Consider the following 24,374-nt stretch of genomic DNA (forward strand, 5'->3'; position numbering starts at 1 on the left):
GGTGGCGGCACCGGGAACACTCAGGGCGGGACCCAGGGTGGCGGCACCGGGAACACCCAGGGCGGAACCCAGGGTGGCGGTACTGGCAACACCCAGGGCGGGACCCAGGGTGGCGGCACCGGGAACACCCAGGGTGGAACTCAGGGTGGTGGCACCGGGAACACCCAGGGCGGGACCCAGGGTGGCGGTACCGGGAACACTCAGGGTGGAACCCAGGGTGGCGGCACCGGCAATACCCAGGGTGGAACCCAGGGCGGTGGCCGGGGCAACACCCAGGGCGGCACTCAGGGTGGCGGTACTGGCAACACCCAGGGCGGCACTCAGGGTGGCGGGACCGGGAACACCCAGGGCGGGACCCAGGGTGGCGGGACCGGCAATACCCAGGGTGGAACCCAGGGTGGCGGGACCGGAAACACTCAGGGCGGCACTCAGGGTGGCGGGACCGGCAATACCCAGGGCGGGACCCAGGGTGGCGGGACCGGCAATACCCAGGGCGCGACCCAGGGTGGCGGGACCGGCAATACCCAGGGCGGGACCCAGGGTGGCGGGACCGGCAACACTCAGGGCGGCACGCAGGGTGGCGGCACCGGCAACACCCAGGGCGGAACTCAGGGCTGACCGTTGATATCGCGCCTCGCGGAGAGGGGAACCCCTCCGCGGGGTGCGGTGTGTCCGCTCGACGCGAAGGAGACGCCCATGCGTGGTCTGGGCCTCGCGGTCGTGGTCACGGTCACCGCGGCCTGTTGCGCGGCCGGCGGGTGGGGCGGGCCGGCGAGGGCCAGTACGGCGAGCGGCCCCTCGGCACCTTCGGCGCCCTCCGTCCCCTCCGTTCCCGTAGGCTCCCCGCACACCCCCCTCGCGACGCCCCCCACCACACTCCGGTGCTACGCGACGCGCCGCGACCCGGGGACGGTCAGGTGCTACCGCCTCTCGGCGAAGGCCGAGTTCAGGCACGGGGAGATCGTCTACGTACCCATCCTCATCGAGGTACCCGTGCCACCCCGCCCCCCGACCGTGACCGTGGTCGGCAGCCTGAACGACATCCGCCCGAGTACGCCGAGCACACCGGACACGCCGGACACACCGAGCACGCCGGATACGAACGGCACGGCACCCACCCCCGCCGCCCGCCCCTGACCCACCCTCACTTCCCCGGCCCCGTGTCGATGACCCCGTACTCCAGGGCCAGCCGCGTCAGATCCGCCCGCCGGCGGTACCCGCTCTTCTTGCGGAGCCGTTCCAGGTGGGTGTGCACCGTGTTCTCGGTGATGTTCAGCTTGGTGGCGATCTCGCGGTCGGTCGCGCCGCCGGCCAGCAGCTGGAGGATCTCCCGCTCGCGGCCGGTGATGCGGGGAGGGGCCGCGGGGATGCTCCGGCCGGCGAGGCTGGCGCCGAAGTAGTCGCTTCCCGAGGCGACGGCGCGCAGGGCCGTCAGCAGTTCCGGGATGCCGGTCCGCCGGCCCAGATAGCCACGGGCCCCCGCCTTGATGCACAGCACCGCGTCGGACTGCGGCTCCGAGGCCGAGAGCACGACGACCGCGTGGCCCGCCCGGTGCAGCCGGGCGACCTGGCCGGAGGTCACCTGATCGCCGGCCTGGAGGTTGACGAGGAGGACGACCTCCGCGCCGGACGGCACCCGGGGCACGTCGTCGACGCTCTCGACGAACGTGACGATGTCGAGGTCGGGCTGCGCGTGGACCGCCTGCGCGAGACCGAGCCGCAGCAGCGGCCAGTCGCACACGACGACCAGAGAAGTCACGGCTCGGCTCATCGGACGCTCCAGCGTGGGTGGGGCGAGGCCATCGGTCGGTCACCTGCCGCGGCGGAACGGCGGGCGGCGGCTGCCGCCCGGTCCCAGACTCGTCCCTCCCGCGAGCGGCGGCACCCCCGGTGATCCGTCCGGGGGAGGTCCCGGAGGCGGGGGCGGCGCCGGACGCGCGCGGTCCCGTCAGGCGCCCACTTCGCCCAACTCCGCGAGCGGAAGCGTGTGTTCGGTCTGGAGAACCTTCGCGCGCAGGTAACGGACGTTGTGGGGCGTGGAGAAGACGCCCGTCGGGACGCGGTCCCGGACCGTCATGCCGAGGGCGCGCAACTGGGCCGCCTTGTCGGGGTTGTTGGAGAGCAGATCCAGCTCGGTGATGCCGAGTGCGCCCAGCATCTGGGCCGCGGCGGTGTAGTCGCGGGCGTCCTCCGGCAGGCCGAGGGCGGCGTTCGCGGCGTAGGTGTCGAGGCCCTGGTCCTGGAGGGCGTAGGCGTCGAGCTTGTTGTAGAGGCCGATGCCCCGGCCCTCCTGGCGGAGGTAGAGCAGGACGCCACCGCGTACGGCGATCCGCTCGACCGCCTCGCGCAGCTGGGGCCCGCAGTCGCAGCGGGCCGAGCCGAACACGTCGCCGGTCAGGCACTCGGAGTGCAGCCGCACCAGCGGCACCGGGCCGGGGTCGCCGAGGACGAGCGCGAGGTGCTCCTGGCCGTCGGTGAGCCCGTGGAAGGTGACCAGCTCGGCGTCGGCCGCGTAGCCGTCTCCGAAGCGCAGCGGCACCCGGACGCGGGCACGCGGGGTGGCGGCGGGGGTGTCGGGCATCGGGCCTCCGGGTTCCGTGCGGTCGGCGTCGTGGCCGTCGTCCGCGCTCCAGCTGCTTCAGATTTGAAACAGAGCGGTACGGTTCCGGACCCTACCCCATGCTTAAAAGTTGAATCAACTGTCCGTGAGCGGCCCGACACCGGCCCGCTATCGGCCGGCATCAGCCGTCACCGGCCCAGCGCCAACCGTCACCGACCCACACCAACCGTCACCGACCCACACCAGCCGCCACCGGCCCAGCATCAGCCGTCACCGGCCCAGCACCAGCCGTCACCGACCCACACCAGCCGCCACCGGCCCAGCATCAGCCGCCAAGGCCGGCGCCGCCCGCCACCGGCCGGCACCGCCCGGCCCCCCTCACCCCCCTCACTCCGGCGGCTCCGCACAAGGCGTAGCCCTCCGCCGCCACGGCACCTCCCCCGCCGCGCCCCCCGCCTCCCCGCCCTGGAGCCCCCGCGCCACCCCCGAGCAGATCTCCTCCAGCAGCCGCACCTGCTCCGGCGTCAGCCGGTCGAAGAGCGTCGCGCGGACCGTGCCGACATGGCCGGGCGCCGCCCGCTCCAGGACGGCCATCCCCTCCTCGGTCAGCGCCGCGAGGCTGCTGCGCCGGTCCCAGGGGCAGTCCTCGCGCCGTACCAGACCGTCCCGTTCCAGCCGGGTCACCGCGTACGTCAGCCGGCTGCGGGTGATCTTCAGTTCCTCCGCGAGGTCGGTCATGCGCAGCCGCCGCTCGGGTGCCTCGGAGAGGATGGCCAGCACGGAGTAGAAAAGGTGCGGCATCCCGGCGTCCTGCTGGAGCTGCCGGTCCATCGCGTCGTCCAGCAGCCGGGAGGCGGCGAGGTAGGCGCGCCAGGCGCGCTGCTCCTCGGGCGTGAGCCAGCGGGTCGTCATGCCGCCAGTGTAGGTTTGTTTCAAACTTGAACCAAGATCAGCCCACGAGTCACCCGGCCCCGAGTCACCCGGAGAGCGCGCCGATGCCGTATCCGTACGTCCTGCTGTCCGCCGCCGTCTCCCTCGACGGCTGCCTGGACGACACCGGCCCCGACCGCCTGCTCCTCTCCAGCCCCGCCGACTTCGACCGGGTGGACGAGGTGCGCGCCTCCGTGGACGCCATCCTGATCGGCGCCGGCACCATCCGCGCCGACAACCCCCGCCTCCTCGTCAACGCGCCCGGGCGCCGCGCGGCCCGCCGGGCCGAGGGCAGGCCGGAGTACCCGCTCAAGGTCACCGTCACCGCCTCCGGCGACCTCGACCCGAAGGCCAATTTCTGGCACACCGGCGGCGAGAAGCTGGTCTATACCACCGAGAAAGGCGCCGAACGCGCCGCCCGCGTCCTCGGCGACACCGCCGACGTCGTCTCCCTCGGCCCCGCCCTCGACTGGCGCGCCCTGCTCACGCATCTGTACGACGAGCGCGGTGTACGGCGTCTGATGGTCGAGGGCGGGGGCACCGTGCACACCCAGCTCCTCCAGCAGGGCCTGGCCGACGAACTCCAGCTGGTCCTCGCCCCGCTCTTCGTCGGCGACCCGGCCGCGCCCCGCCTCTTCGGACCCGGCGCCTACCAGGGCGGGCGCCTGCGCCTCACCGAGAGCCGCCGCATCGAGGACGTGGTGCTGATGCGCTACGAGCCCACCGCCCCCGGAGCCGGCCCGCTGCCCGTCGCCGCCGACCACCGCTGGCTGCGTACCGCCTGCGAGCTGGCCGCGCTGTGCCCGCCCTCGGAGACCGCCTTCAGCGTCGGCGCGGTGGTGGTCGCCGCCGACGGCACCGAGCTGGCGCGCGGCCACTCGCGCGAGGGCGACCCGGTGGTCCACGCCGAGGAGGCGGCCCTCGCGAAGATCGCCCCGGACGATCCGCGCCTGCCCGGCGCCACCGTCTACAGCAGCCTGGAGCCGTGCGCCCGCCGTGCCTCGCGGCCCGTCCCGTGCGCCGGTCTGATCCTGCGCTCGGGCGTACGCCGGGTGGTCACCGCGTGGCGCGAGCCGGACACCTTCGTGACGGCGGCGGACGGGTCCGGGGTGCTGGCGGACGGGGGTGTGACCGTGGTGACGCTGCCGGAGTACGAGGCCGCCGCGAAGGCCCCGAACGGCCATCTGCTGCCCTGAGGCGCAGGTCACGCCGAATGGATGTGCATCTGGCCCCGCGCATGACGTATGGTTGAGACACAACGACGCGGGGTGGAGCAGCTCGGTAGCTCGCTGGGCTCATAACCCAGAGGTCGCAGGTTCAAATCCTGTCCCCGCTACTGAAGACTCAGGGCCGGAATCCAGATCATCGGATTCCGGCCCTGAGTGTTTTCCGGCCCGGAACATTCCCCCTCGCCGTCACGCACCGTGAGGTAAAGGTTTCCCTCCGCAGCGATTCTGAGCCATCATCAAAAACGCGCTCGCTGCTGATCGCCGGTCAACTCGCCCTTATTGCATCCGGCTTGGCGGTTAAGTCCGCTCCGAAGAAGCTTAAAGATCAAGCCGACCGGCTTGGAATCCGATAGCCGGGTCTATTAACGTTCGATAACGCAGCGCGGTCGTCCCCACCGTCCCCCGAGGCGGTTCCGTGCGCACGCGCCGCATCCCACAACTTCCCCCACGCCCTTGAAGGCGGGGATCGCCCCCACCGCGAACCCGGTAGCAGGCGAAGGCAGGAAAGGAGCGCGCCTCCGTGGCGTCCGACCCCCACACCCCCTTCGCACCGACCCCGGGCGAGAACGACACCTTCGACACCTTCGCCTACGGCGCACCGCGCGGCGACGGTCCCTGGGAGGAGTGGAACCCCACCGAGGAGTCCCTCCAGTCCCTCCCCTCCGCGCGCAGCGGCCGGCACCGCGTCGCCAAGCAGCGCGGCGGCGGGCTCGCCCGCAGCTCCACCGTCCTCGGCGTCGGTGTCATCGCCGCCGTCGGCGCGGGCGGCATGGCCAGCGCCAACACCGGCAAGCCGCCGGTGTCCATCGCGCTGCCCGACCTGCCCGGCGTCGACTCCCTGCTCGACCACGGCTCCGAGACCCCCGCGCCCTCGCTGAGCGCCGTCGGCTCGGCCTCCGCGCAGAGCGAGGAGTCCTCCGACGCGGGCGAGGCCCTGCGCAGCCGGATCATCGCCCAGGCCGCGCACCAGCAGAGCAAGGCCGACAGCCGGGCCGCCGCCGCGGCCGCCGCGGCCGACCGGCAGACCGCCGACGCCGCCGACAAGGCCGCGAAGGAGGCCGCCGCCCAGGCCGCCGACGCCAAGGAGAAGGCGGAGGCCGACGCCAAGAAGAAGGCCGCCTCCGACCGGCTGGCCGCGCTGGCCAGGCAGTACACGCTGCCGACCTCCGGGTACACGATCACCGGCACCTTCGGGGAGCCCGGCGCGCTGTGGTCCTCCGGCTACCACACCGGCCTCGACTTCGCCGCGCCCACCGGCACGCTCATCAAGGCCATCCACGGCGGCACCGTCACCCAGGCCGGCTGGGCCGGGGCGTACGGCTACCGCACCGTCCTCACCCTGGACGACGGCACCGAGCTGTGGTTCTGCCACCAGTCCTCGATCAGCGTCAAGACCGGCCAGAAGGTCGCCACCGGCGAGGTCATCGGCCGCGTCGGCGCCACCGGCAACGTCACCGGACCCCATCTCCACCTGGAGGTCCACCCCGGCGGCCAGGCCACCGGCATCGACCCGATGACCTGGCTGCGCGGCAAGGGGCTCAATCCCTGAGAGCCCTGAGAGCCCTGAGAGGGCTCACTCCCCGAGACGGGCGCGCGATTCCCGGGACGGACGGAATGGACGGGGCCCGAGTGATCGTTGAGTAGAGGTATGACTGCCTCTCCTCATCTGCGCAAGCTCGGTTCCTCCGGCCTTGAGGTGTTCCCGCTCGCCCTCGGCGGCAACGTCTTCGGCTGGACCGCCGACGAGAAGACCTCCTTCGCCGTCCTGGACGCCTACGCGGCGGCCGGCGGCAACTTCGTGGACACCGCCGACTCCTACTCGAACTGGGTCGAGGGCAACTCCGGCGGCGAGTCCGAGACCATCATCGGCAAGTGGATCGCCGCCCGGGGCAACCGCGACCAGGTGATCGTCGCCACCAAGGTCAGCCAGCACCCCGACTTCAAGGGCCTGTCCGCCGCCACCATCAAGGCGGCCGCCGACGCCTCCCTGCGCCGGCTGAACACCGACCACATCGACCTCTACTACACGCACTTCGACCAGCCCGAGGTGCCGGTCGAGGAGATCATCGGCGCCCTCGACGAGCTGGTGAAGGCGGGCAAGGTCCGGCACATCGCCGCCTCCAACATCAGCGCCGAGCGGCTGCGCGAGTCCCTGGAGTTCTCCGACCGCGAGGGCCTGGCCCGCTACGTCGCCCTCCAGCCCCACTACAACCTGGTCTCCCGCGACACCTACGAGGGCCCGCTGCAGGACCTCGCCGCCCGGGAGGGCCTGGCCGCGGTGCCGTACTTCGCGCTGGCCTCCGGCTTCCTGACCGGCAAGTACCGGCCCGGCACCGAGGTGGACAGCCCCCGCGCCGAGGGCGCCCTGAAGAACCTGGAGTCCGAGCGCGGCCGGAAGGTGCTCACCGCGCTGGACGAGGTGGCCGCCGCCCATGACGCGCCCGTCGCCACGGTCGCCCTCGCCTGGCTCGCCGCCCAGCCGACCGTCGTCGCCCCGATCGCCTCGGCCCGCACGGTCGACCAGCTCCCGGCCCTGCTCCAGGTCGCCGGCCTGCGCCTCACCCAGGACGAGCTGGACCGGCTGACCGAGGCCTCCGCCTGATCCGGCGCCGGGCGGGCTACGACCGGTAGGGGTTGTAGCCCGAGTACGGCACCGACGGATAGCCGTAACCCCCGTACCCGTAGCCCGTGTACGGCACCGACGGGTGGCCGTACGAGGGCCACGGGGGCCGGGGCGCCGGCGCGGTGACCCGGGCCGCGTACTCCAGCGCGGGCCGGGCCACCTCGCGGCGCCGCCACAGCGCGGCCAGCAGCTCGTGCTCGCGGGTCAGGAAGTCCGCCCCGGCCCTGCCCCGGCGCGCCCGGCGCCGCAGGAACGCCAGCGAGGTGGCGTACGCCTCGTACCGTGCCACCTCGCGGGCGGCGGGGCGGCCGCCGAGGTGATGCCGGGCGTGGTCGCGGGCCACCCGGCGCGCCCGCATCGAGCCGAGCACGAACGGCTCCGCCGGGCCGAGCCAGCCGGCGAACACATAGGTGGGCAACTCCTCGCGCACGGTGCGCAGTTCGTTCTGCCGGGTCCAGATCGCCAGCCAGGTCAGCAGCCCGAACGCGGGCACCATGAAACCGGCGTAGACGAAGAGGAAGCCGAACTGGCCGAAGGACGCGGAGCCGTTCCACAGGCCGTGCAGCGTCATCGCCAGCAGCCAGCCGCCGACGGGGAACAGCACGCGCCGTACCCGCTGCCCCGGGCCGCAGAGCGCGCGCAGGCCGAAGCCGATGCCGGTGCACACGGTGAACAGCGGATGCGCGAACGGCGACATCACCACGCGGACGAAGAAGGTGGCGGCGGTGACCGAGACGATGCCGCCGGCGCCGGAGATCCGGTCCTCGCCGAAGGCGGTGCCCAGATAGAGGATGTTCTCGGTGAACGCGAAGCCGGTCGCGGTCACCCCGGCGATCACCACGCCGTCCACCAGACCGGTGAAGTCCCGTCTGCGGAAGAGGAAGACCAGCAGCACGGCGGCGCCCTTCGCGGACTCCTCCACCACCGGCGCGATCAGTGTGGCGCCCAGGGTGTCGGCGTCGTCCGGGTCGGCGGCGGACGCGGCGATCCAGTGGGTGGCGAAGCTGTTGGCGACGATCGCGATGAGCGCGGCCGCGCAGGCGCCCCAGGCGAAGGCGAAGACCAGGTTCCGCCAGGGGCCCGGCTCCACCCGGTCCAGCCAGCGGAACGCGGCGATCAGCCACGGCACCGGCAGCACCGCGAGGCCCAGCCCCACCAGGAACCCCTCGGTCCCGGTCTGCAGCCGCACCAGCGCGAGGATGACGAGACCGGACAGCGCGAGCAGTGTGCTCAGCGCGCCGTAACGCACCCAGCGGCGCTGCCACCAGTGCGGATGCCGATGGCGTCCGGGGTGGTCCTGGGCTATCGGAACGGGAGAACTGGTGGCCACGGCATCGACCCTAACGGTGACCCGACGGCGGACCGCCGGGAATTTCGGGCCCGGCGGGACGGCCTGCGGTGACGGTCCCGGGGCTACGGCTGCCGGTGGGGTACGCGGCGAAAAAGAAGATCGTTCACGACATGACCCTTGTCCAGTCCCTGGCCCTCGAAACGGGTCAGCGGCCGGAACGCCGGACGCGCCGCGAAACCGCCCTCCGCCTGCGTGTTCTCGAAGTCCGGGTGCGCGGAGAGCACGTCGAGCATCTGCTCGGCGTACGGCTCCCAGTCGGTCGCGCAGTGCACGACCGCGCCGGGGCGCAGCCGGGTCGCGGCCAGGCTCAGGAACGCGGGCTGGATCAGCCGCCGCTTGTGGTGCCGCTTCTTGGGCCACGGGTCGGGGAAGTAGACGCGCAGACCGTCGAGGGCGTCGGGCGTGAGCATCTCGCGGAGCAGGATGATCGCGTCGCCGTTGCCGACCCGGACGTTGGACAGGCCGTTCTGCTCGGCCAGGTTCAGCAGATTGCCCTGGCCGGGGGTGTGCACGTCCACCGCGAGGATGTTGACGTCGGGGGCGGCCGCCGCCATCTGCGCGGTCGCCTCGCCCATGCCGAAGCCGATCTCCAGGACGACCGGGTTGGTGTTCCCGAACAGCTCCGGGAGATCGACGAGCCCCTGCCCGTCGATGTCCATGCCCCAGCGCGGCCACAGCCGCTCCAGGGCGTCGGCCTGCCCGGTGGTCACCCGGCTCCGGCGCGGCTGGAAGCTGCGGATGCGCCGCTCGAAGTGCGACCCGGCGGGATCGGCCTGGGGACCGCCCGGAAACCGGGGCTCCCCCTTGCTCCGGGAGGTCCGGGCGGACAGCGGAACGGACGACCCGTCGATGGCGGGCCGCTCGGCTGCGGGGGCGTTCACGAAGTCAGACACAGTGCCTCCGATTTTAGGCGCTCGACGGGGGCGGTCCTTTCTGCTCGCCTCGTGTGACGGGTCACGCCCGCCCGGCGGTCACGTCTCGCCCAGCATCGCCAGGGCCCGGCCCGCCACCTCCCTGCCGATCGGGAGGGAGGCCGTGGCCGCCGGGGACGGGGCGTTCAGGACGTGGATCGTGCGGGGGGTCTCGCGGAGGAGGAAGTCGTCGACCAGGGAGCCGTCCCGGGCCACCGCCTGGGCCCGGACGCCGACCGGGGCCCGCATCAGGTCCGACTCGGCGACGGCGGGGACCAGGCGTTGTACCGCCTTCAGGAACGCGCCCTTGGACACCGAGCGGCGCAGCTCACCGGCGCCGTAGAGCCAGTGGCGCCGGGCCAGTGCCCAGGAGCCGGGCCACGCCAGGGTGCCGGCCAGCTCACGGGGGCGTACGACACCCCAGCCGTATCCCTCGCGGGCCAGTGCCGGGACCGCGTTCGGGCCGATGTGGACCTCGCCGTCGATGCCCCGGGTCAGGTGGACCCCGAGGAAGGGGAACGCCGGGTCCGGCACCGGATAGACCAGGCCCCGCACCAGCTCGGGCCGGGCCAGCTCCCAGTACTCCCCCCGGAACGGCACGATCCGCACGTCCGGCTCGTCACCGGCGAGGCGGGCCACCTCGTCGCTGTACAGCCCCGCGCAGTTCACCAGGACGCGGGCGCGCACCACCTGACCGGACGCGGTCAGCACGGCCACGCCCCGCTCCGGGCGCCGGTCGATGTGGACCACCCGCGCGCCGTAGCGGATCTCGGCACCGGAGGCGCGCGCCAGCTGCCGCGCGACCGCGCCGTAGTCGCACACGCCGGTCGTGCCGACGTGGATGGCGGCCAGGCCCCGCACCTCCGGCTCGTACTCCCCGATCTGGGCGGCGCCCAGTTCCCGCACCGCGATGCCGTTCTCCCGGCCGCGCTGCACCAGGGCGTGCAGCCGGGGCAGCTCGGCGCGCTCGGTGGCGACGATCAGCTTGCCGGTGACCGCGTGCGGGATGCCGTACTCCGCGCAGAACTTGACCATCTCGGCCGCGCCCCGCACCGCGTACCGCGCCTTGAGGGAGCCGGGGCGATAGTAGATCCCGCTGTGGATCACCCCGCTGTTGCGCCCGGTCTGGTGCCGGGCGGGCCCCGGCTCCTTCTCCAGCACCGTCACCCGCGTACCCGGCGCGGCGCGGGTGATCGCGTACGCCGTCGACAGTCCGACGATGCCGCCACCGACCACCAGCACATCGCAGTCGTACGCGCCCGTCCGCACCTGCACCACCTCCCGACTCGATAGTGCACTGCGCCACTGACAACGGCTTCAAACGCGGCCGACAGGGACGGGCAGCCGATTACGCCGGCGCCATCAGCAGCGGCCGCGCCCGCTCGCGCAGCTCCACCACGCGCGGCTCGTCGCCGTACGGCTCCAGGCGGTGCAGCAGGTCCTTGACGTACTCGGTGGTGCGCGCCGAGGAGATCCGCCCGGCCACCTCCACCGCGCGCACGCCCTGCTCGCAGGCCGCGTCCAGGTTGCCGGACTCCAGCTCGGCCACCGCCGAGACGACCAGGCGCAGCCCGTGCGAGCGGACGAATTCCTCGGTCGGCTTGGAGAGGGCCTGCTCGGTGAAGCGGCGCACCTGGCGGGGTGCCTTCAGATCGCGGTAGCACTCGGCGGCGTCGGCGGCGAAGCGGTCGTAGCCGTAGAAGCCGAGCCAGGACGGGTCGTTGTCGCCCTCCCGGGACCGTTCCAGCCAGCCCTCGGCCGACTTCAGCGCGGCGCCCGCCGCCTGGGCGTCGCCCGCGCGCGCGTGCGCTCTGGCCTCGACCAGCCGGAAGAAGCTCATGGTGCGGGCGGTGGCCAGGCCCCGGTTGCGCTCCAGGGCGGCCTGCGCGAGGTCCACGCCCTCGTCGCCGAAGCCCCGGTAGGTGGCCTGGAGGGACATGGAGGCGAGGACGTATCCCCCGAGCGGTACGTCGGCGGCCGCGCGGGCCAGCCGCAGCGCCTGGATGTAGTACCGCTGGGCGGCCTCCTGCTGGCCGGTGTCGAAGGCCATCCAGCCCGCGAGCCGGGTCAGTTCGGCACCCGCGCCGAACAGGGCGCGGCCCACCTCGTCGGAGTAGGAGCCGAGCAGCAGCGGCGCGGCCTCCACGCGCAGGCACTCCGGGACCATGGACGAACGCCAGTCGCCGCCGCCGTACTTGGAGTCCCAGCGCCGGGCGTCCTCGGCGGCCTCCCGGAGTTTGCGCACATCGCTGTGGCCGACTTTGATCGGTGCGCCGGCGCCCTCGGCCGAGGCCGCCTCGCGTTCCACCGAGCTGTCGGCGGGGGTTATCAGCCACCGGGAAGCGGGCGTGGCGTAGGCGCTCACGGCGAAGGAGCCCGCCAGCGACTGCCAGATGCCGCCGGAGCCGGCCCGGCGTCCCGCCAGGTCGAGGCGGTACAGATCGGTGGCCGACTTGACCGCCTGGCCCACGTCGCGCGGGAAGGCGAGGCCGACCTCGGGCGCCGGGTCGGCGTCCGCCAGGCCGATCTCGTGCAGCGGCACGGGCCGGCCGAGTTTCTGGCCGATCGCGGCCGCGATCAGGTGGGGTGCCGCCCCTTGGGGCACCATCCCCTTCGAAACCCAGCGCGCCACCGACGTCTTGTCGTAGCGAAGGGTCAACCCCCGCTGGGCGCCTAGGTCGTTGACGCGCCGCGCCAGTCCCGCGTTGCTGATTCCCGCGAGGGCGAGAACGGCGCCGAGTTTCTCGTTCGGCCCGCGTTGCTCCCTGGACATGCGCCACCCCTCGACACAGACGGCTGCCCCGCTGGCATAACCACGCGGCATTCGTAAACACAGCGTAGTTCGCCGCATCCCAAGCGTTAAGGGGCATTGTTCCGGATGGCGCGATTGCGGTCCGTACGGGAGTGCGGCCCTGTACGCACCGTGCACGCCCTGTCGCGGCGTGCCCCCGGCCGTGTGGCCGTGCGCCTGTCCGTGCGCTCTTCTCCGGCCACCTCGGGAGCGGTTCCATGGGTGTCGCGTGGGTCGGCCCGCTGTACTGAATCCAGTGGGCTGGGGGACACCGCCACCTTCATCCCCGCGGGTGGCGGACCGGTCCGGGAGGCGATGCCCGCCTCCCGGACTGTGCGCGGCCCCGGGGCCGTGGAACTCCGCGCGGCTCTGTACGGAGCGTGCTCAACCGCCGTACGCCGCCCACGATTTGGCCGAAAACCGCCCTCCCTGTAGGCCGCTGATCCCCGCTCCCACCAGAGGAGTTGAGGGCGCACAGGGGGTTTTCGGGGAGTGAACAGGGGCGCATTCGCATCGCATACGCCCCGTGTTCCCGCAGGGCCTTCCGCAGGACCCACGGGCCGCCCCGCGCCGCCGCCATCCTGGCGTTCCGCCCCAATCGCCGCGCCCCGCACGCCGTTTCGCTCAGGTTTCCCCCGCGCGAAGGCGGCGCCGCCGCCCCTCTCCGGCGCGTTCTTCATGGCAGCATGGGTCCGGTTCGTGCGGTGCACTGATTGTCCACAGCCTGTGGAGGCGTCGATGCGGTGGTTGGTGGGGTGGAGCAGCGCCGCGACGGGTGGCCTCGGACCCGGCGCCGTGGACCCCGCCGGATACGACGACGAGACCCCGCACCCGGTCGGCTCCCAGCTGCTGTGGGGCGGCCCCGACCCGCTGTGGGCGGTCGGCGACTGGCGCCCCGACGAGGTGCGCGTGGTCCAGGGCGACGCCCAGAACCGCATCGCGGTGCTCGGCATCTGCGGCGCCTCCGACGACGAACTGCGCCGGGGCCTGTTCACCGCGCGCGGGGGCGCGCTCCGGCATCTGACCTCCTGGCCCGGCAGCTATACCGCCGTCGTCCAGGCCGGCCGCCGCATCACCGTCTGCGGCGACCTCGCCGGCGCCCGCCCCGTCTTCCACGCCCCCTGGAACGGCGGCACCTCCTACGCCACCGCCGCCCTGCCGCTGGCCGACCTCACCGAGGCCAACCTCGACTTCGGCCACCTCGCCTCCCTGCTCGCCGCCCCCGACATCCCCGCCGCGCTGCGCGACACCACGCCGTACGAGGGCGTACGCCGCGTACCGCCGGGGCATGCGCTGATCCTGCGCGCCGGGGCGCGCGAGATCACCGGGTACGAGCCGGTCGCCTCCCTCGCCGTCGCCGCGCCCCCGGCCGACCCCGCCCACGCCGTGGACGCCGTGCGCGACGCCCTGATCGAGGCGGTACGGGTCCGGCTCGCCGCCCCCCGGCACGTGCCCGGACTCGACCCGGGCCCGGTGCCCGGCATGGGCCCGGCCGAGCGGCGCGCGGCGCGCGGGATGCCGGTGCCCGGCATCGGCGCCGACCTCTCCGGCGGCCCCGCCTCCGGCACCCTGGCGCTGCTCGCCGCCGGACTGCCCGGCAGACCCGGCACCCTGCTCGGCCACGGCACCGGCGCCGGGGAGCGGCTCCTCGCCGTCACCTTCAACGATCTGGCCGTCGGCGGCCGCGAGGCCGAACTGGAGCGCGCCGGCGCCCTCGCGGCCAACCCGCGCCTGCACCACGTGGTCGTCACCGGCGGCGAGGACACCCTCCCCTACGCCGACCTCGACGGACCCCTCACCGACGAACCCGGCCCCTCCCTGGTCACCGCCGCCCGGCACCGCGCCCGGCTCGCGGCGGGCAGCGCCGACCACTTCACCGGCCACGGCGCCCGCCAGGTCCTCGACGCCCACCCCGCCCGCCTGGCCGACCTGCTCCTGGACCGCAGACGGCGCCATCTGGTCCGCCCGGTGGCCGCGCTGACCCGCGCCGACGGCTCGGTCCTGGTCCCGGCGCGGGTCTACGGCGCCGCCCGGCGCCTGGCCCGTACGCCGTACCGCACGGGCATGGAGGCGCTGGCCGAGCGGCTGATGCGGCGCGGCTTCGACGAACCCAAGGGGGCGGTCGGTGCGTCCCTCGCCGCGCTGACCTGGGGGAGACCCGGCCCGGCGGCGCGGTGGCTGACCGGGGAAGCACTGGCTGAAGTATCGGTTCTTCTGCAGTCCGGGGCGGACCGCGCCTCCGGTGGACCCGGGCTGCGCCCCGGCGAGTTCCGCGCCGCCGCCGTCCTCGCCCGGCACGCCGCCGACCTGCGCGTCCTCGAACAGGCCGCCGAGGTCCGCTCCCAGCGGCTGCACGCGCCCTTCCTCGACAACCAGGTCGTCCGCGCCTGCCGCGCCCTGCCCGAGGCCCTGCGGGTCAAGCCCGGCGCCCGCGCCGCCGTCCTGCGCACCGTCCTCGACGGCGCCGGGGTCACCGACCTCCCGCCCGGCTGGGGCGCCCCCTCGCACGCCGCGGGCGCGGCCGCCGCCCGTACGGGACTGCGCGTCGCCGCCGACTCGCTCGTGGACCTCTTCGCCACCCCGCTGCTCGCGGACGCCGGCCTGGTCGAGGCCCGCGTGGTCCGCAAGGCGGTGCGCTCGGCCGCCGCGGGCGAACCCCTCCCGCTGGACGGCCTCGCCGACCTGGTCTCCGTCGAACTCTGGCTCGGCCGGCTGCTCGCCCGCCGGGGCAGCTGCTGGACCGGCACCCCGGCCCGCGCCCGCGCCGTCCCCGCGGGCATCGACCCGCAGCGGGGCGCCCTGGGAGCCGCGAGCGGCAGGTGAGGCGGGGGCCGCCGGCCGCTAGCGGCAGGTGAACCGGGAGCGCGCCCAGTCGGCGAACGCCACCTGCTCGAAGGTGTTGCCCCGCTGCTCCACCACGAGCCGCACCGTCCTGCGCCCGGTCAGGTCCACATGCACCGGCACCGCCGCGTCCCCGGCCTCCACCGCGCCGGACTGCCACAGCCGGACCCCGTCCGCGTACACGGAGAAGGCCACCTTGCCGTGCGTGAGGTTCAGGTCGTCCACCCCGGCCAGGGCGTCGTACGAGGTGCACTGACGGTTGAGGTCCACGGTGACCGAGGAGTCGCCGCGCACGGTGATGCCGGGGGAGTAGTGGGTGCCGCCGATCGACAGGTCGTAGCGCCGCCACACCCAGCTGCTGTCGCCGAGGCGCACCTCGGGCTCGGTGCCGTCGCCGGTGAGGTCGTAGTTCAGCGCGTTGGTCTCGTAGACCTCGGGCGCGGGCGGCGGCGTGGGCTTCGGGGTCGGCTTGGGCGTCGGCTTCGGCGTGGGCTTCGCCGGGGGCGGGGTGGGCTTCGGCGTCGGCTTGGGGGTGGGCTCGGGGGCCTTCGGGGTGGGCTTCGGCTTCGGGGCCGGCTTGGGCACGGGCTTCGGGGTCGGGGTCGGGGTCGGCTTCGGCGCGGGCGGCGGGGGTGGTGCCGGGGCGGCCACCACCGGGGCGGGTTCCGGCTTCTCCGGCTTGGGAGTGGGCTTCGGGGTCTGCGGCTGCTGGATCACCGGCGACGGGGAGGGCTTGGCGACCTCCCGCGTCGGGTGGCTGTCGTTCACCAGCGCCAGCGCGATCGCCGCGGCGGCCACCGCCACGACACCGGTCGCGATACCGGCCTTCACCGGGGCGCCGAGCCCCTCCGAGGCCGCCGCGCCACCGCCCGCGCCACCACCGGAACCGGCCCCGGTCGCCGCCGCGGCGGCACCCGCCGCGCCGACTCCCGCGCCGCCCGCGATGACGCCGAGCGCCTTGGCGTAGCCGGCGGCACCGAACCAGCCGATGACGGCCACCGGTACGACCGCCGGGATACCGCTCGCCACTTCCTGGATCTGCGCGGCCGCGAGCCGGCACTTCGCGCACTCCTCCAGGTGCTTGCGCAGCCCCCGCTCCGCGCGCACCCGCAGCTTGCGGCGGGCGTACCCGCCGAGCTGGTCGGCGTAGCGCGCGCACTCCTCGTCGCTCACCAGGCTCGCGCTGACGTGCGCCTGGAGGTACGCCTGCTTCAGGCCCTCGCGGGCCCGACTGGCCAGCACCCGCGTGCCGTTGGCGTCCAGGCCGAACAGCACGGCCACGTCGCTCGGCGACTCGTCCTCCACCTCGGTGTGCCAGAGCACCGCCTGCCAGCGCTCGGGCAGCGAGCGGAACGCCTGCATCGCCATCGACTGCTCGGCCTCGTGCATCGCCCGTACGTCGGCGCCGAGTTCCAGGGTGTCGTCGTCGGACACCTCGGAGGAACGGGCGGACTGCTGCGCGAACACCGCGAAGTCGTCGACCAGTTGCTCGCGCCGGGCCGACTTGGTCCAGTGCGCGGCGACCCGGCGCACGGAGGTCAGCAGATAGGCGCGCACCGCGTACTCGGGGCCCGAACCGCCGCGCACGGCCTGCAGCATCCGCGCGAACACCTCGGCGGTGAGGTCGTCGGCGGTGTGGCCGTCACGGCAGCAGGTACGCGCGTAGCGCTTCACCGCGTCGGCGTGCCGGCGGTACAGCTCCTCGTACGCCGAGTCGTCGCCGGCCCGCATCCGCTCGATCAGCTCGCTGTCGGCGGGCGGCATGTCGGCCGGGGGCAGGTCACGCGGGGGCGGCAGCACGCTGCCCTCACGCTGGGCGGGCAGACTCGCCTCGGCGGACTCGGCCTGGCGCGGCTGCTCGGCCCCGGGACCACGCCCGCCCTGGCTCGGCACCTGCGGCGACGTCAGCCCCCCGGCCTCCGCGTCGCCCTCACCGCGCGCGCCGTCCCACCCGTCGACACTCATCCCCGAAAATCCCCCGATGCCCGGCACAGCCGAATCCGTACCGGCTCAGGGTGCCACAAAGGTTTACACCCCTGGGCCACTCGTCCGACCCGTCACTCGTCCGGGCGGATTATCCCCACGCCATGCGAACAGAATCCGAACGGGACGCTCACGTAGGGGCGTTGCCGATGCGGCGGGGCGGGGTTGCGGTGGGTTCCACGGCGGTGGGGCGGGGGCGCCACGGCTTGGCGGCGCGGGGAGCCCGACGGCGGTGGTGCGGGGGGCCGGTGCGGCCGGACCCGGCCCTGCGGACGGGGTGTCCCGGCGGTCCCGCGTGCCCCGGCGGGCAGGGTGCCCCGGCGGGCAGGGTGCCCCGGCGGTCCCGCTGTCGTCGCGGCGACCGGGATGACGGCAGCCGCCGCGACGCGGGTTCGCCCCCGAAGGACCGGCGCGTCCGTGGCGTACAGCGTCCCCGCCGGCCTGGGAGGGGGCACACGGCCCGCCCGCCGGGACCCCGGCGCCGCCCAAGCAGCCGCCGCGCGTCGTCCGACGCCCCGCGGCCCTCCGCCCCCGGACCGGGCCCGGTGCACTCACCGGACCCGGTGTCGCGTCGTACGGGACCTACGCCGGGCGGGACCGCAGTCCCTCCAGCAGGATCTCCAGCAACCGGGCCGACGCGGCCGCCTGCTGGGCCGGGTCCGGCAGGGAGGGCGCCGCCGTGGCGATGACCAGGAGGACGTCGGCCACGGAGACGTCGGCGCGGAGTTCACCCGCCGCGCGGGCGCGGTCCACCAGCCGGCCGACCACGTCGAGCAGCGCGGCCACGCTCGTGGACTCGTCCGCCACCAGCCGGAGTTCACCCGAACCGGGGACCGGCTGCGAGCGCTGCTGCGGCACCCGGGCCTCGTCGTCCGCGACCCCCACCCGCAGCACCTGCGGCGGGAGCAGCCGGCCCGCGCCCGACGCCACGGAGGTCCGCAGGAAGCGCGACAGCGCCGACCACGGCTCGTCCTCCTGCCCGAGCGCGGCCCGCGCCTGCTCGGTCAGCCGCGCGGTCTCCTCCTCGGCGATCCGCCGGACCAGCACGTCCTTGCTGGGGAAGCGCCGGTACACCGTGCCGACCCCGACCCGCGCGCGCCGCGCCACGTCCTCCATCGGCGCGCCGTACCCCGACTCGCCGAAGACCTCACGCGCCGCCCGCAGCACGTGCTCCAGATTCCGCTGCGCGTCCACCCGGAGCGGAGCGGAGCGCGGACCGTCCCCGCGTTTGCCGCCGGGCGTCACGACGGACGCGGCCGACCAGTGCGTTTCCTGAAGATGCATGTGTTCCCCCGGTGATGACGTCTCCCCCCGGAGACTCCCCGCCACTGATGCCGGACGTACGCGGAACCGGCTCGGTCCCGGGCGGGACCGTTCCGCGCGGGCCCCGTTCGGCCACACTCCCCGCACTCCGTCGACACATGAACATAGTTGAGAGGGCGTCAATTCAGAAGGGGTAGGTTCCGCACAGTGCGCCCCCGATCGGAGTACGAGCCATCTATGTCCGGATTCCATACCTTCACCACCGCTCCCGGGACCCGGCGGCACCACTCCGATTCCCCCGTCCGGACGGCGCGTCCGGCGCGACGCACCACCGTCTTCCGGTCACACAAATAGCCAAGGCTGTGGACAAACAAAGGCGCCGGGTGCGTCATGGGATGGTGAAGGAACGCGCGCGCATTCTGGTCGTCGGCGGCGGCCACGTCGGGATGTACACCGCCCTGCGACTCCAGCGGAAGCTGAAACCGCAGCTCAGACAGGGCGATGTCGAGATCACCGTCGTCAGCCCCGACCCCTATATGACCTATCAGCCGTTCCTGCCGGAGGCGGCCGCGGGCTCGATCTCGCCCCGCCATGTCGTCGTCCCGCTGCGCCGCGTCCTCGACCGGTGCCGCGTCGTCGTCGGCGAGGTCACCTCCCTCGACCACACCGCCCGCACCGCCGCCGTCCGCACCCTCGCCACCGCCGAGCACGACGCCCCCGACGAACTCCTCGGCTACGACGAACTCGTCCTCGCCCCCGGCTCCGTCTCCCGCACCCTGCCCCTCCCCGGCCTCGCGGAGCACGGCATCGGCTTCAAGACCGTCGAGGAGGCCATCGGGCTGCGCAACCACGTCATCGAACAGCTCGACATCGCCTCCTCCACCCGCGACCCCGCCGTCCGCGACGCCGCCCTCACCTTCGTCTTCGTCGGCGGCGGCTACGCGGGCGTCGAGGCCCTCGCCGAACTGGAGGACATGGCCCGCCACGCCACCCGCTACTACCCCGGCATCCGCCCCGAGGACATGAAGTGGATCCTCGTCGAGGCCACCGGGCGCGTCCTTCCCGAGGTCGGCCCCGAGCTCGGCCGCTACACCGTCACCCAGCTGCGCCGCCGTAACATCCGCGTCCTGCTGGACACCCGCCTGGAGTCCTGCGCCGGCCGCACCGCCGTACTCAGCGACGGCCAGCGCTTCCCCGCCCGCACCCTCGTCTGGACCGCGGGCGTCCGCCCCCACCCCCTGCTCGCCGCCACCGGCCTGCCGCTCACCGGCCGAGGCCGGCTGCGCTGCACTGCCGAGCTCGCCGTCGAGGACACCCCGCACGCCTGGGGCGCGGGCGACGCCGCCGCCGTACCGGACGTCACCGCCGACCCGGGCACCGAGACCGCCCCCAACGCCCAGAACGCCGTACGCCAGGCCCGCGTCCTCGCCGACAACCTTGTCCACACCCTGCGCGGCGAACCCCTGGAGACCTACGCGCACACCCACGCCGGCTCCGTCGCCTCCCTGGGCCTGCACAAAGGCGTGGCCCAGGTGTACGGACACCGGCTCACCGGCTACCCCGCCTGGCTCATACACCGCGCCTACCACCTGGCCCGGGTGCCCACCGCCAACCGCAAGGCCCGCGTCCTGGCCGAGTGGACCCTCGCCGGGCTCTTCCGCCGCGAGGTCGTCTCGCTCGGCTCGCTCGAACACCCCCGCGCGGAGTTCGAACTGGCGGCCGGTGGATTTCCCCCGCATCCCCCGTCCGGCAACCCGAAGGGGTCGTCCTGACCGGACCCGGGAACTCCACCCGGCACCGGGGCGTCTGACGGATATCGCCCCGGACGGCCACCTGCCAGACTGCCCCTGTCCCCGGCCGGGCATCCGCCCGCACTCAGCACACACGAGGCTTTCCCCACTGTGAACTTCACGCGCTGGAGCGCCCGGCTCCCCGGAACGCAGCGCCGCGCCGCGGCACGGACCGAGCAGGCGGTGCAGGCGGTGTCCCCGAACCCACCGGGAGAAGGCTCCGTGCCCGCGGCCCGCGCCGGACGCCCCGACGGACAGCCGGCCTTCGTCCCCGCCGTAGACGAACTGCCCGCACGCGAGGTCCTCGACCGTGTCCCGGCCCTCGTCGCCCTCGTCCACGGCCCCGACCACAGCCTCGCCTACGTCAACGACGCCTACCGCGCCGCCTTCGGCACCCGCACCCCGGGCGAACCCGCCCGCGAAGCCCTCCCCGAACTCTCCGAACTGGGCCTGTTCCCCCTCCTCGACCAGGTGCTGCGCAGCGGCCGCCCCCGCACCCTGAAGTCCCGCCGCGCCGTCGACGGCCGCTTCTACACCTTCACCTGCACCCCGGTCGCCGAGGGCGGCGACCGCGACGCGGGCGTCCTCGTCTTCGCCACCGACGTCACCGACCACGCCGAGGCCGCCGAACGCCTGCGCGCCAGCGAACGCAGCCAGCGCGAGACCGCCGTCACCCTCCAGCGCTCCCTGCTCCCCCAGGACCTGGAGGAACCCGACGACCTGCGCGTCGCCGCCACCTACCAGCCCGGCGGCACCGAGGCCGCCGTCGGCGGCGACTGGTACGACGTCATCACCCTCGGCGGCGGCCGCACCGCCCTCGTCATCGGCGACGTGATGGGCCGGGGCGTACGCGCCGCCGCCGTCATGGGCCAGCTGCGCACCGCCGTCCGCGCCTACGCCCGCCTCGACCTGCCGCCCCACGAGGTGCTCCAGCTCCTCGACGGCCTGGCCATCGAGATCGACGCCAACCAGATCGCCACCTGCGTCTACGCCGTCCACGACCCCAACGAGGGCCGCCTGGTCTACGCCTCCGCCGGCCACCTCCCGATCCTCGTCCGCGACGAGAACGGCACCGTGCTGCGCGCCGACGAGCCCACCGGACCCCCGCTCGGCACCGGCGGCTGGGTGCACGCCTCCGGCTCGGTCCCCCTCGGCCCCGGCTCCACGGCCGTCCTCTACACGGACGGACTGGTCGAGCGCCGCGACGAGGACCTGGACGAGGGGATCGCCGCCCTGGAACGCGCCCTCGCCGGAGCCACCGGCAGCCCCCAGGTCGTCTGCGACCGGCTGGTCCGCTCCGCCGGGGTCACCGCCGACCACGACGACGACGTGGCCGTCCTGGTCCTCCAGCACCCCGCCCGCACCGGCCCCGAGGGCGACCTCTTCCGCAACGCCGCGCTCGATCTGCTCGGCGGCATCGAGGCGGCCCCGCGCGCCCGCGCCTTCGCCTCCGGCGTCCTCACCAGCTGGCGCTTCCCCGTCGAACTGCACGACCTCGGCGTCCTGGCGGCCAGCGAACTGGTCGCCAACTCCCTCCAGCACGGTGTCCCGCCCATGCGGCTCCGGCTCCGCCGCACCGACCGCCGCCTGATCATCGAGGTGACCGACGGCGACGACCACCTCCCGCGCCGCCGCCGCGCCGAACCCGCCGACGAGTCCGGCCGCGGCATCGACATCGTGGCCACGATCGCCTCGGCCTGGGGCGCCCGGAAGACACCGGGCGGCGGCAAGGCGGTCTGGTGCGAGTTCCTGCTCTCTAAGGGTGAGCCCGCGCCGGGACCAGGAGCCGAGGGGATCAGGCGCTGACGGGGATCAGGCGCTGACGGACTCCGCCGACGCCTTGCCCCGGGCCACCACCCGGCTCTGCGCGAGCGACCACGGCCGGTCCTGCGCGGCCGTGAGCCGTCGCCCCAGCCGCAGTGCCAGCACGCTGATCGCCAGCGAGAACAGCACGAACGTCACGATGTACGGCGCGTGCAGCGAGGCCCCGAGCGGACCGCCCACCGCCGGCCCGATGGCCAGCGCGAGCTGCTTGACCAGCGCGAAGGCCGAGTTGTACTGACCGGCCCTGCCCTCCGGCGCCAGATCCGCCACCAGCGGGGCGAGCGTCGGCGACAGCATCGCCTCCCCCAGCCCGAACAGCGCGTACGTCGAGACGAACGCGGCCGTGGCCATCTCCTGGCTGCCGTGCCCGAGCCCCGCGTACCCCGCCGCCACCCAGGCGACGGTCCAGATCAGCCCGACGAGCGCGATCACCCGCGACCGGCGCCGCCGCTCGACCAGCTTCAGCACGGCGAACTGCGCCACGACGATCATCAGCGTGTTGGCCGCCAGGGCGGTACCGAGCGTCGAGGTGGATATCCCGGCCGCCTCCACGCCGTACGCGCTCAGGCCGGACTCGAACTGGCCGTAGCAGGCGAAGAAGAGGACGAAGCCCAGCACGCACAGCTGCACCATCGCGCGGTTGCCGGCCAGCTGCCGCCAGCCGCCCTTGGCCGCGCCCTCCGGCTGGTCCGTGATGTGGGGCGCGCGCGGCATCCGCACCGTCGTCATCACCACGACCAGCAGCAGGAAGATCGCCGCCTCGAACGCGAACAGCAGGGTGAAGGAGGAGACCTTCGTCGTGTCGACGAGGTGGCCGCCTATCAGCCCGCCTATGCCGAGTCCCAGGTTCTGCAGGAAGAACTGCATCGCGAACGCGCGGGACCGGGTGTGCGTCTCCGAGCAGTCCACGATCATCGTCGCCAGCGCCGGCTGCATCACGGCCTGGCCCGCGCCGAGCGCCGCCGCCGTCACCAGCACCGTCGCCGCGCTGCCCGCCAGACCCAGGCCCAGGGCGCCAAGCGCGGCCAGGACCAGGGCGGCGAGCAGGACGGGCAGCGGACCGCGCCGCACGATCGCGCGGCCCGCGAAGGGCAGCACGACCAGCGCGGCCACGGCGAAGACGGCGAGCACCAGTCCCGCCGTCATCGCTCCGAGCCCCCGCACCTGCGCCACATAGACGTACAGATACGGGACCGTGAAGCCGAGCCCGAACGCACTGAGTGCGTTCCCCACGTGGATGCGGCGCATCGCCGCCCCCATCGCCCTGGTCACGTTCACCTCTTTCACCGGTCGGTCCCACTAGTTAGGACTGAAGACTTCAAAGCTAAAGTTCGAAGCTAAAGATTACATACCGAAGGACTTCAAAGCAAGGAGAGCGCGTGCCATACTGCGCCCATGGCCGACACCCCCGGCGTCCCGGAGCCGACACTCGAAGAACAGATCGCCGCCTACCAGCGCGAGTTCCGGGACCTGGACCCCCAGGTCGAGAAGATCGTGTCGGCGCTGTCCCGGCTGAACCGCCGGATGAACGTGGCCTACGGCCGCCAGACCTCCGAGCTGGGCATCAGCAACGCCGAGTGGGAGGTCCTCAAGGCACTCGTCCTGTCCGGCGTCCCCTATCGCATGGGCCCGGGCGAGCTGGCGAAGCGCCTCGGCCTCACGCCGGCCGCGATGACCCACCGCATCGACCGCATGGTGGGCGAGGGGCTGGTCACCCGCGAGCGCGACGAGTCCAACCGCGTCCGCGTCATCGTGGAGCTGACGCCCGAGGGCCGCGAGAAGTGGCTGGAGGCGATGCGCCTCGCCACCGTGTTCGAGGAGGACCTGCTCCAGGACCTCACCCCGGCCGAGCGCGCCGTGCTCGGCGAGGTCCTCACCCGGCTGCTGCGCCGCGTGGAGCACGCCCAGCCGGACGCCGACGGCCGGCTCACCGACCTGGACTGACCTGCCGCTCAAAAAAATCTTGACAGCGGGGGTTGACTCGCCCCCTGCGGATCCGTAAAGTTCTTCGGGTTGCACGGAGACGTAACGGTTCTCCCGCAACACTCCGCCGCCTGGTGCGGCACCTCAATCCACCAGCACGATCTCCCCCTGGGATTGCTTTCGGCGTGTCCGAATTCAATTCGAATGGAGCTCGGCAGCTCGATTAGGAACTGCCGGGGTTGATCCGCTAAGGTTTGAGACGTCGGAACGGCCGCGAGGCCGGGAAGACAAACCCCGCTGACTGGGGGTCAGACACTGAAAAGGATCTGATAGAGTCGGAACCGCCGGAAAGGGA

Annotated in this window: 17 protein-coding genes and 1 tRNA gene; 8 read left to right on the forward strand and 10 right to left on the reverse strand. The window is 73.7% G+C overall.

From position 1 onward, the window contains the following. Positions 1-1,144: 1,144 nt before the first annotated feature. From AB0898_RS02955 to AB0898_RS02965, 3 genes are all read right to left on the reverse strand, one after another. Complete coding sequence (locus AB0898_RS02955; RefSeq protein WP_366801012.1) at positions 1,145-1,759, reverse strand: response regulator transcription factor; 615 nt, start codon at positions 1,757-1,759, stop codon at positions 1,145-1,147. A 189-nt stretch (positions 1,760-1,948) separates the two neighbouring features. Beyond that, positions 1,949-2,581, reverse strand: coding sequence for a GTP cyclohydrolase II (gene ribA / locus AB0898_RS02960; protein WP_199588387.1), 633 nt, complete (start codon positions 2,579-2,581; stop codon positions 1,949-1,951). Between the two features lie 366 nt (positions 2,582-2,947). Further along, the gene (locus AB0898_RS02965) at positions 2,948-3,472 is read right to left on the reverse strand and encodes a MarR family transcriptional regulator (protein ID WP_366801013.1); all 525 of its coding nucleotides are present in this window, start codon (positions 3,470-3,472) and stop codon (positions 2,948-2,950) included. 83 nt (positions 3,473-3,555) lie between these two features. Between AB0898_RS02965 and AB0898_RS02970 the strand changes: the two genes are divergently transcribed. The 4 genes from AB0898_RS02970 (at position 3,556) to AB0898_RS02985 (ending at position 7,321) form a co-directional block, all read left to right on the forward strand. Next, positions 3,556-4,686 carry a dihydrofolate reductase family protein gene (locus AB0898_RS02970; RefSeq protein WP_366801015.1) on the forward strand — a complete coding sequence of 377 codons (1,131 nt, stop codon included), beginning with the start codon at positions 3,556-3,558 and terminating at the stop codon, positions 4,684-4,686. Positions 4,687-4,752: 66 nt separating this feature from the next. Then, a tRNA-Met gene (locus AB0898_RS02975) sits at positions 4,753-4,826 on the forward strand. A gap of 413 nt (positions 4,827-5,239) precedes the next feature. Beyond that, positions 5,240-6,268, forward strand: coding sequence for a M23 family metallopeptidase (locus AB0898_RS02980; protein WP_366801016.1), 1,029 nt, complete (start codon positions 5,240-5,242; stop codon positions 6,266-6,268). Between the two features lie 99 nt (positions 6,269-6,367). Continuing rightward, positions 6,368-7,321, forward strand: coding sequence for an aldo/keto reductase (locus tag AB0898_RS02985; RefSeq protein WP_366801017.1), 954 nt, complete (start codon positions 6,368-6,370; stop codon positions 7,319-7,321). A gap of 16 nt (positions 7,322-7,337) precedes the next feature. On the opposite strand, the gene AB0898_RS02990 is transcribed toward AB0898_RS02985, so the two are convergent. The 4 genes from AB0898_RS02990 to AB0898_RS03005 form a co-directional block, all read right to left on the reverse strand. Continuing rightward, a complete protein-coding gene (locus AB0898_RS02990) occupies positions 7,338-8,672 on the reverse strand; it encodes a PrsW family intramembrane metalloprotease (protein WP_407078277.1) in 1,335 nt (444 codons plus the stop codon). A gap of 83 nt (positions 8,673-8,755) precedes the next feature. Beyond that, positions 8,756-9,586 (reverse strand): tRNA (guanosine(46)-N7)-methyltransferase TrmB, encoded by an 831-nt coding sequence (gene trmB, locus AB0898_RS02995; RefSeq protein WP_366801018.1) that lies wholly within the window; start codon positions 9,584-9,586, stop codon positions 8,756-8,758. Positions 9,587-9,664: 78 nt separating this feature from the next. Further along, the gene (gene lhgO / locus AB0898_RS03000; protein WP_366801019.1) at positions 9,665-10,882 is read right to left on the reverse strand and encodes an L-2-hydroxyglutarate oxidase; all 1,218 of its coding nucleotides are present in this window, start codon (positions 10,880-10,882) and stop codon (positions 9,665-9,667) included. Positions 10,883-10,952: 70 nt separating this feature from the next. Further along, positions 10,953-12,377: a hypothetical protein gene (locus tag AB0898_RS03005; protein ID WP_018547437.1), complete on the reverse strand. Its 1,425-nt coding sequence runs from the start codon at positions 12,375-12,377 to the stop codon at positions 10,953-10,955. A gap of 756 nt (positions 12,378-13,133) precedes the next feature. On the opposite strand from AB0898_RS03005, the gene AB0898_RS03010 reads away from it, so the two are divergent. After that, complete coding sequence (locus AB0898_RS03010; RefSeq protein WP_366801020.1) at positions 13,134-15,218, forward strand: asparagine synthase-related protein; 2,085 nt, start codon at positions 13,134-13,136, stop codon at positions 15,216-15,218. Between the two features lie 18 nt (positions 15,219-15,236). Here AB0898_RS03010 and AB0898_RS03015 read toward each other — a convergent pair whose 3' ends face one another. Together AB0898_RS03015 and AB0898_RS03020 are read right to left on the reverse strand one after the other, a co-directional pair. Then, the gene (locus tag AB0898_RS03015; protein ID WP_366801021.1) at positions 15,237-17,201 is read right to left on the reverse strand and encodes a sigma-70 family RNA polymerase sigma factor; all 1,965 of its coding nucleotides are present in this window, start codon (positions 17,199-17,201) and stop codon (positions 15,237-15,239) included. A 600-nt stretch (positions 17,202-17,801) separates the two neighbouring features. After that, a complete protein-coding gene (locus AB0898_RS03020; RefSeq protein ID WP_366801022.1) occupies positions 17,802-18,503 on the reverse strand; it encodes a helix-turn-helix domain-containing protein in 702 nt (233 codons plus the stop codon). A 374-nt stretch (positions 18,504-18,877) separates the two neighbouring features. On the opposite strand from AB0898_RS03020, the gene AB0898_RS03025 reads away from it, so the two are divergent. Together AB0898_RS03025 and AB0898_RS03030 are read left to right on the forward strand one after the other, a co-directional pair. Next, positions 18,878-20,254 carry an NAD(P)/FAD-dependent oxidoreductase gene (locus AB0898_RS03025; protein WP_366801023.1) on the forward strand — a complete coding sequence of 459 codons (1,377 nt, stop codon included), beginning with the start codon at positions 18,878-18,880 and terminating at the stop codon, positions 20,252-20,254. Between the two features lie 129 nt (positions 20,255-20,383). After that, positions 20,384-22,078, forward strand: a complete 1,695-nt coding sequence (locus AB0898_RS03030) for a SpoIIE family protein phosphatase (RefSeq protein ID WP_366801024.1) — start codon at positions 20,384-20,386, stop codon at positions 22,076-22,078. Positions 22,079-22,084: 6 nt separating this feature from the next. Here AB0898_RS03030 and AB0898_RS03035 read toward each other — a convergent pair whose 3' ends face one another. Continuing rightward, positions 22,085-23,344: an MFS transporter gene (locus AB0898_RS03035; protein WP_366801055.1), complete on the reverse strand. Its 1,260-nt coding sequence runs from the start codon at positions 23,342-23,344 to the stop codon at positions 22,085-22,087. Between the two features lie 147 nt (positions 23,345-23,491). Between AB0898_RS03035 and AB0898_RS03040 the strand changes: the two genes are divergently transcribed. After that, positions 23,492-24,040 (forward strand): MarR family transcriptional regulator, encoded by a 549-nt coding sequence (locus tag AB0898_RS03040; RefSeq protein WP_366801025.1) that lies wholly within the window; start codon positions 23,492-23,494, stop codon positions 24,038-24,040. Positions 24,041-24,374 lie beyond the last annotated feature (334 nt).

This window comes from Streptomyces sp. NPDC005435, assembly GCF_040703155.1.
Classification (GTDB): Bacteria; Actinomycetota; Actinomycetes; order Streptomycetales; family Streptomycetaceae; genus Streptomyces.

Bases quoted from the DNA above. Each gene is read 5' to 3' on its own strand.
- AB0898_RS03010 (WP_366801020.1), top strand. From the start codon at position 13,134: ATGCGGTGGTTGGTGGGGTGGAGCAGCGCCGCGACGGGTGGCCTCGGA.
- AB0898_RS02965 (WP_366801013.1), bottom strand. From the start codon at position 3,472: ATGACGACCCGCTGGCTCACGCCCGAGGAGCAGCGCGCCTGGCGCGCC.
- AB0898_RS03015 (WP_366801021.1), bottom strand. From the start codon at position 17,201: ATGAGTGTCGACGGGTGGGACGGCGCGCGCGGTGAGGGCGACGCGGAG.
- AB0898_RS03040 (WP_366801025.1), top strand. From the start codon at position 23,492: ATGGCCGACACCCCCGGCGTCCCGGAGCCGACACTCGAAGAACAGATC.
- ribA (WP_199588387.1), bottom strand. From the start codon at position 2,581: ATGCCCGACACCCCCGCCGCCACCCCGCGTGCCCGCGTCCGGGTGCCG.
- AB0898_RS02985 (WP_366801017.1), top strand. From the start codon at position 6,368: ATGACTGCCTCTCCTCATCTGCGCAAGCTCGGTTCCTCCGGCCTTGAG.
- AB0898_RS03005 (WP_018547437.1), bottom strand. From the start codon at position 12,377: ATGTCCAGGGAGCAACGCGGGCCGAACGAGAAACTCGGCGCCGTTCTC.
- AB0898_RS03025 (WP_366801023.1), top strand. From the start codon at position 18,878: ATGGTGAAGGAACGCGCGCGCATTCTGGTCGTCGGCGGCGGCCACGTC.
- AB0898_RS03020 (WP_366801022.1), bottom strand. From the start codon at position 18,503: ATGCATCTTCAGGAAACGCACTGGTCGGCCGCGTCCGTCGTGACGCCC.
- AB0898_RS03035 (WP_366801055.1), bottom strand. From the start codon at position 23,344: ATGCGCCGCATCCACGTGGGGAACGCACTCAGTGCGTTCGGGCTCGGC.
- AB0898_RS02970 (WP_366801015.1), top strand. From the start codon at position 3,556: ATGCCGTATCCGTACGTCCTGCTGTCCGCCGCCGTCTCCCTCGACGGC.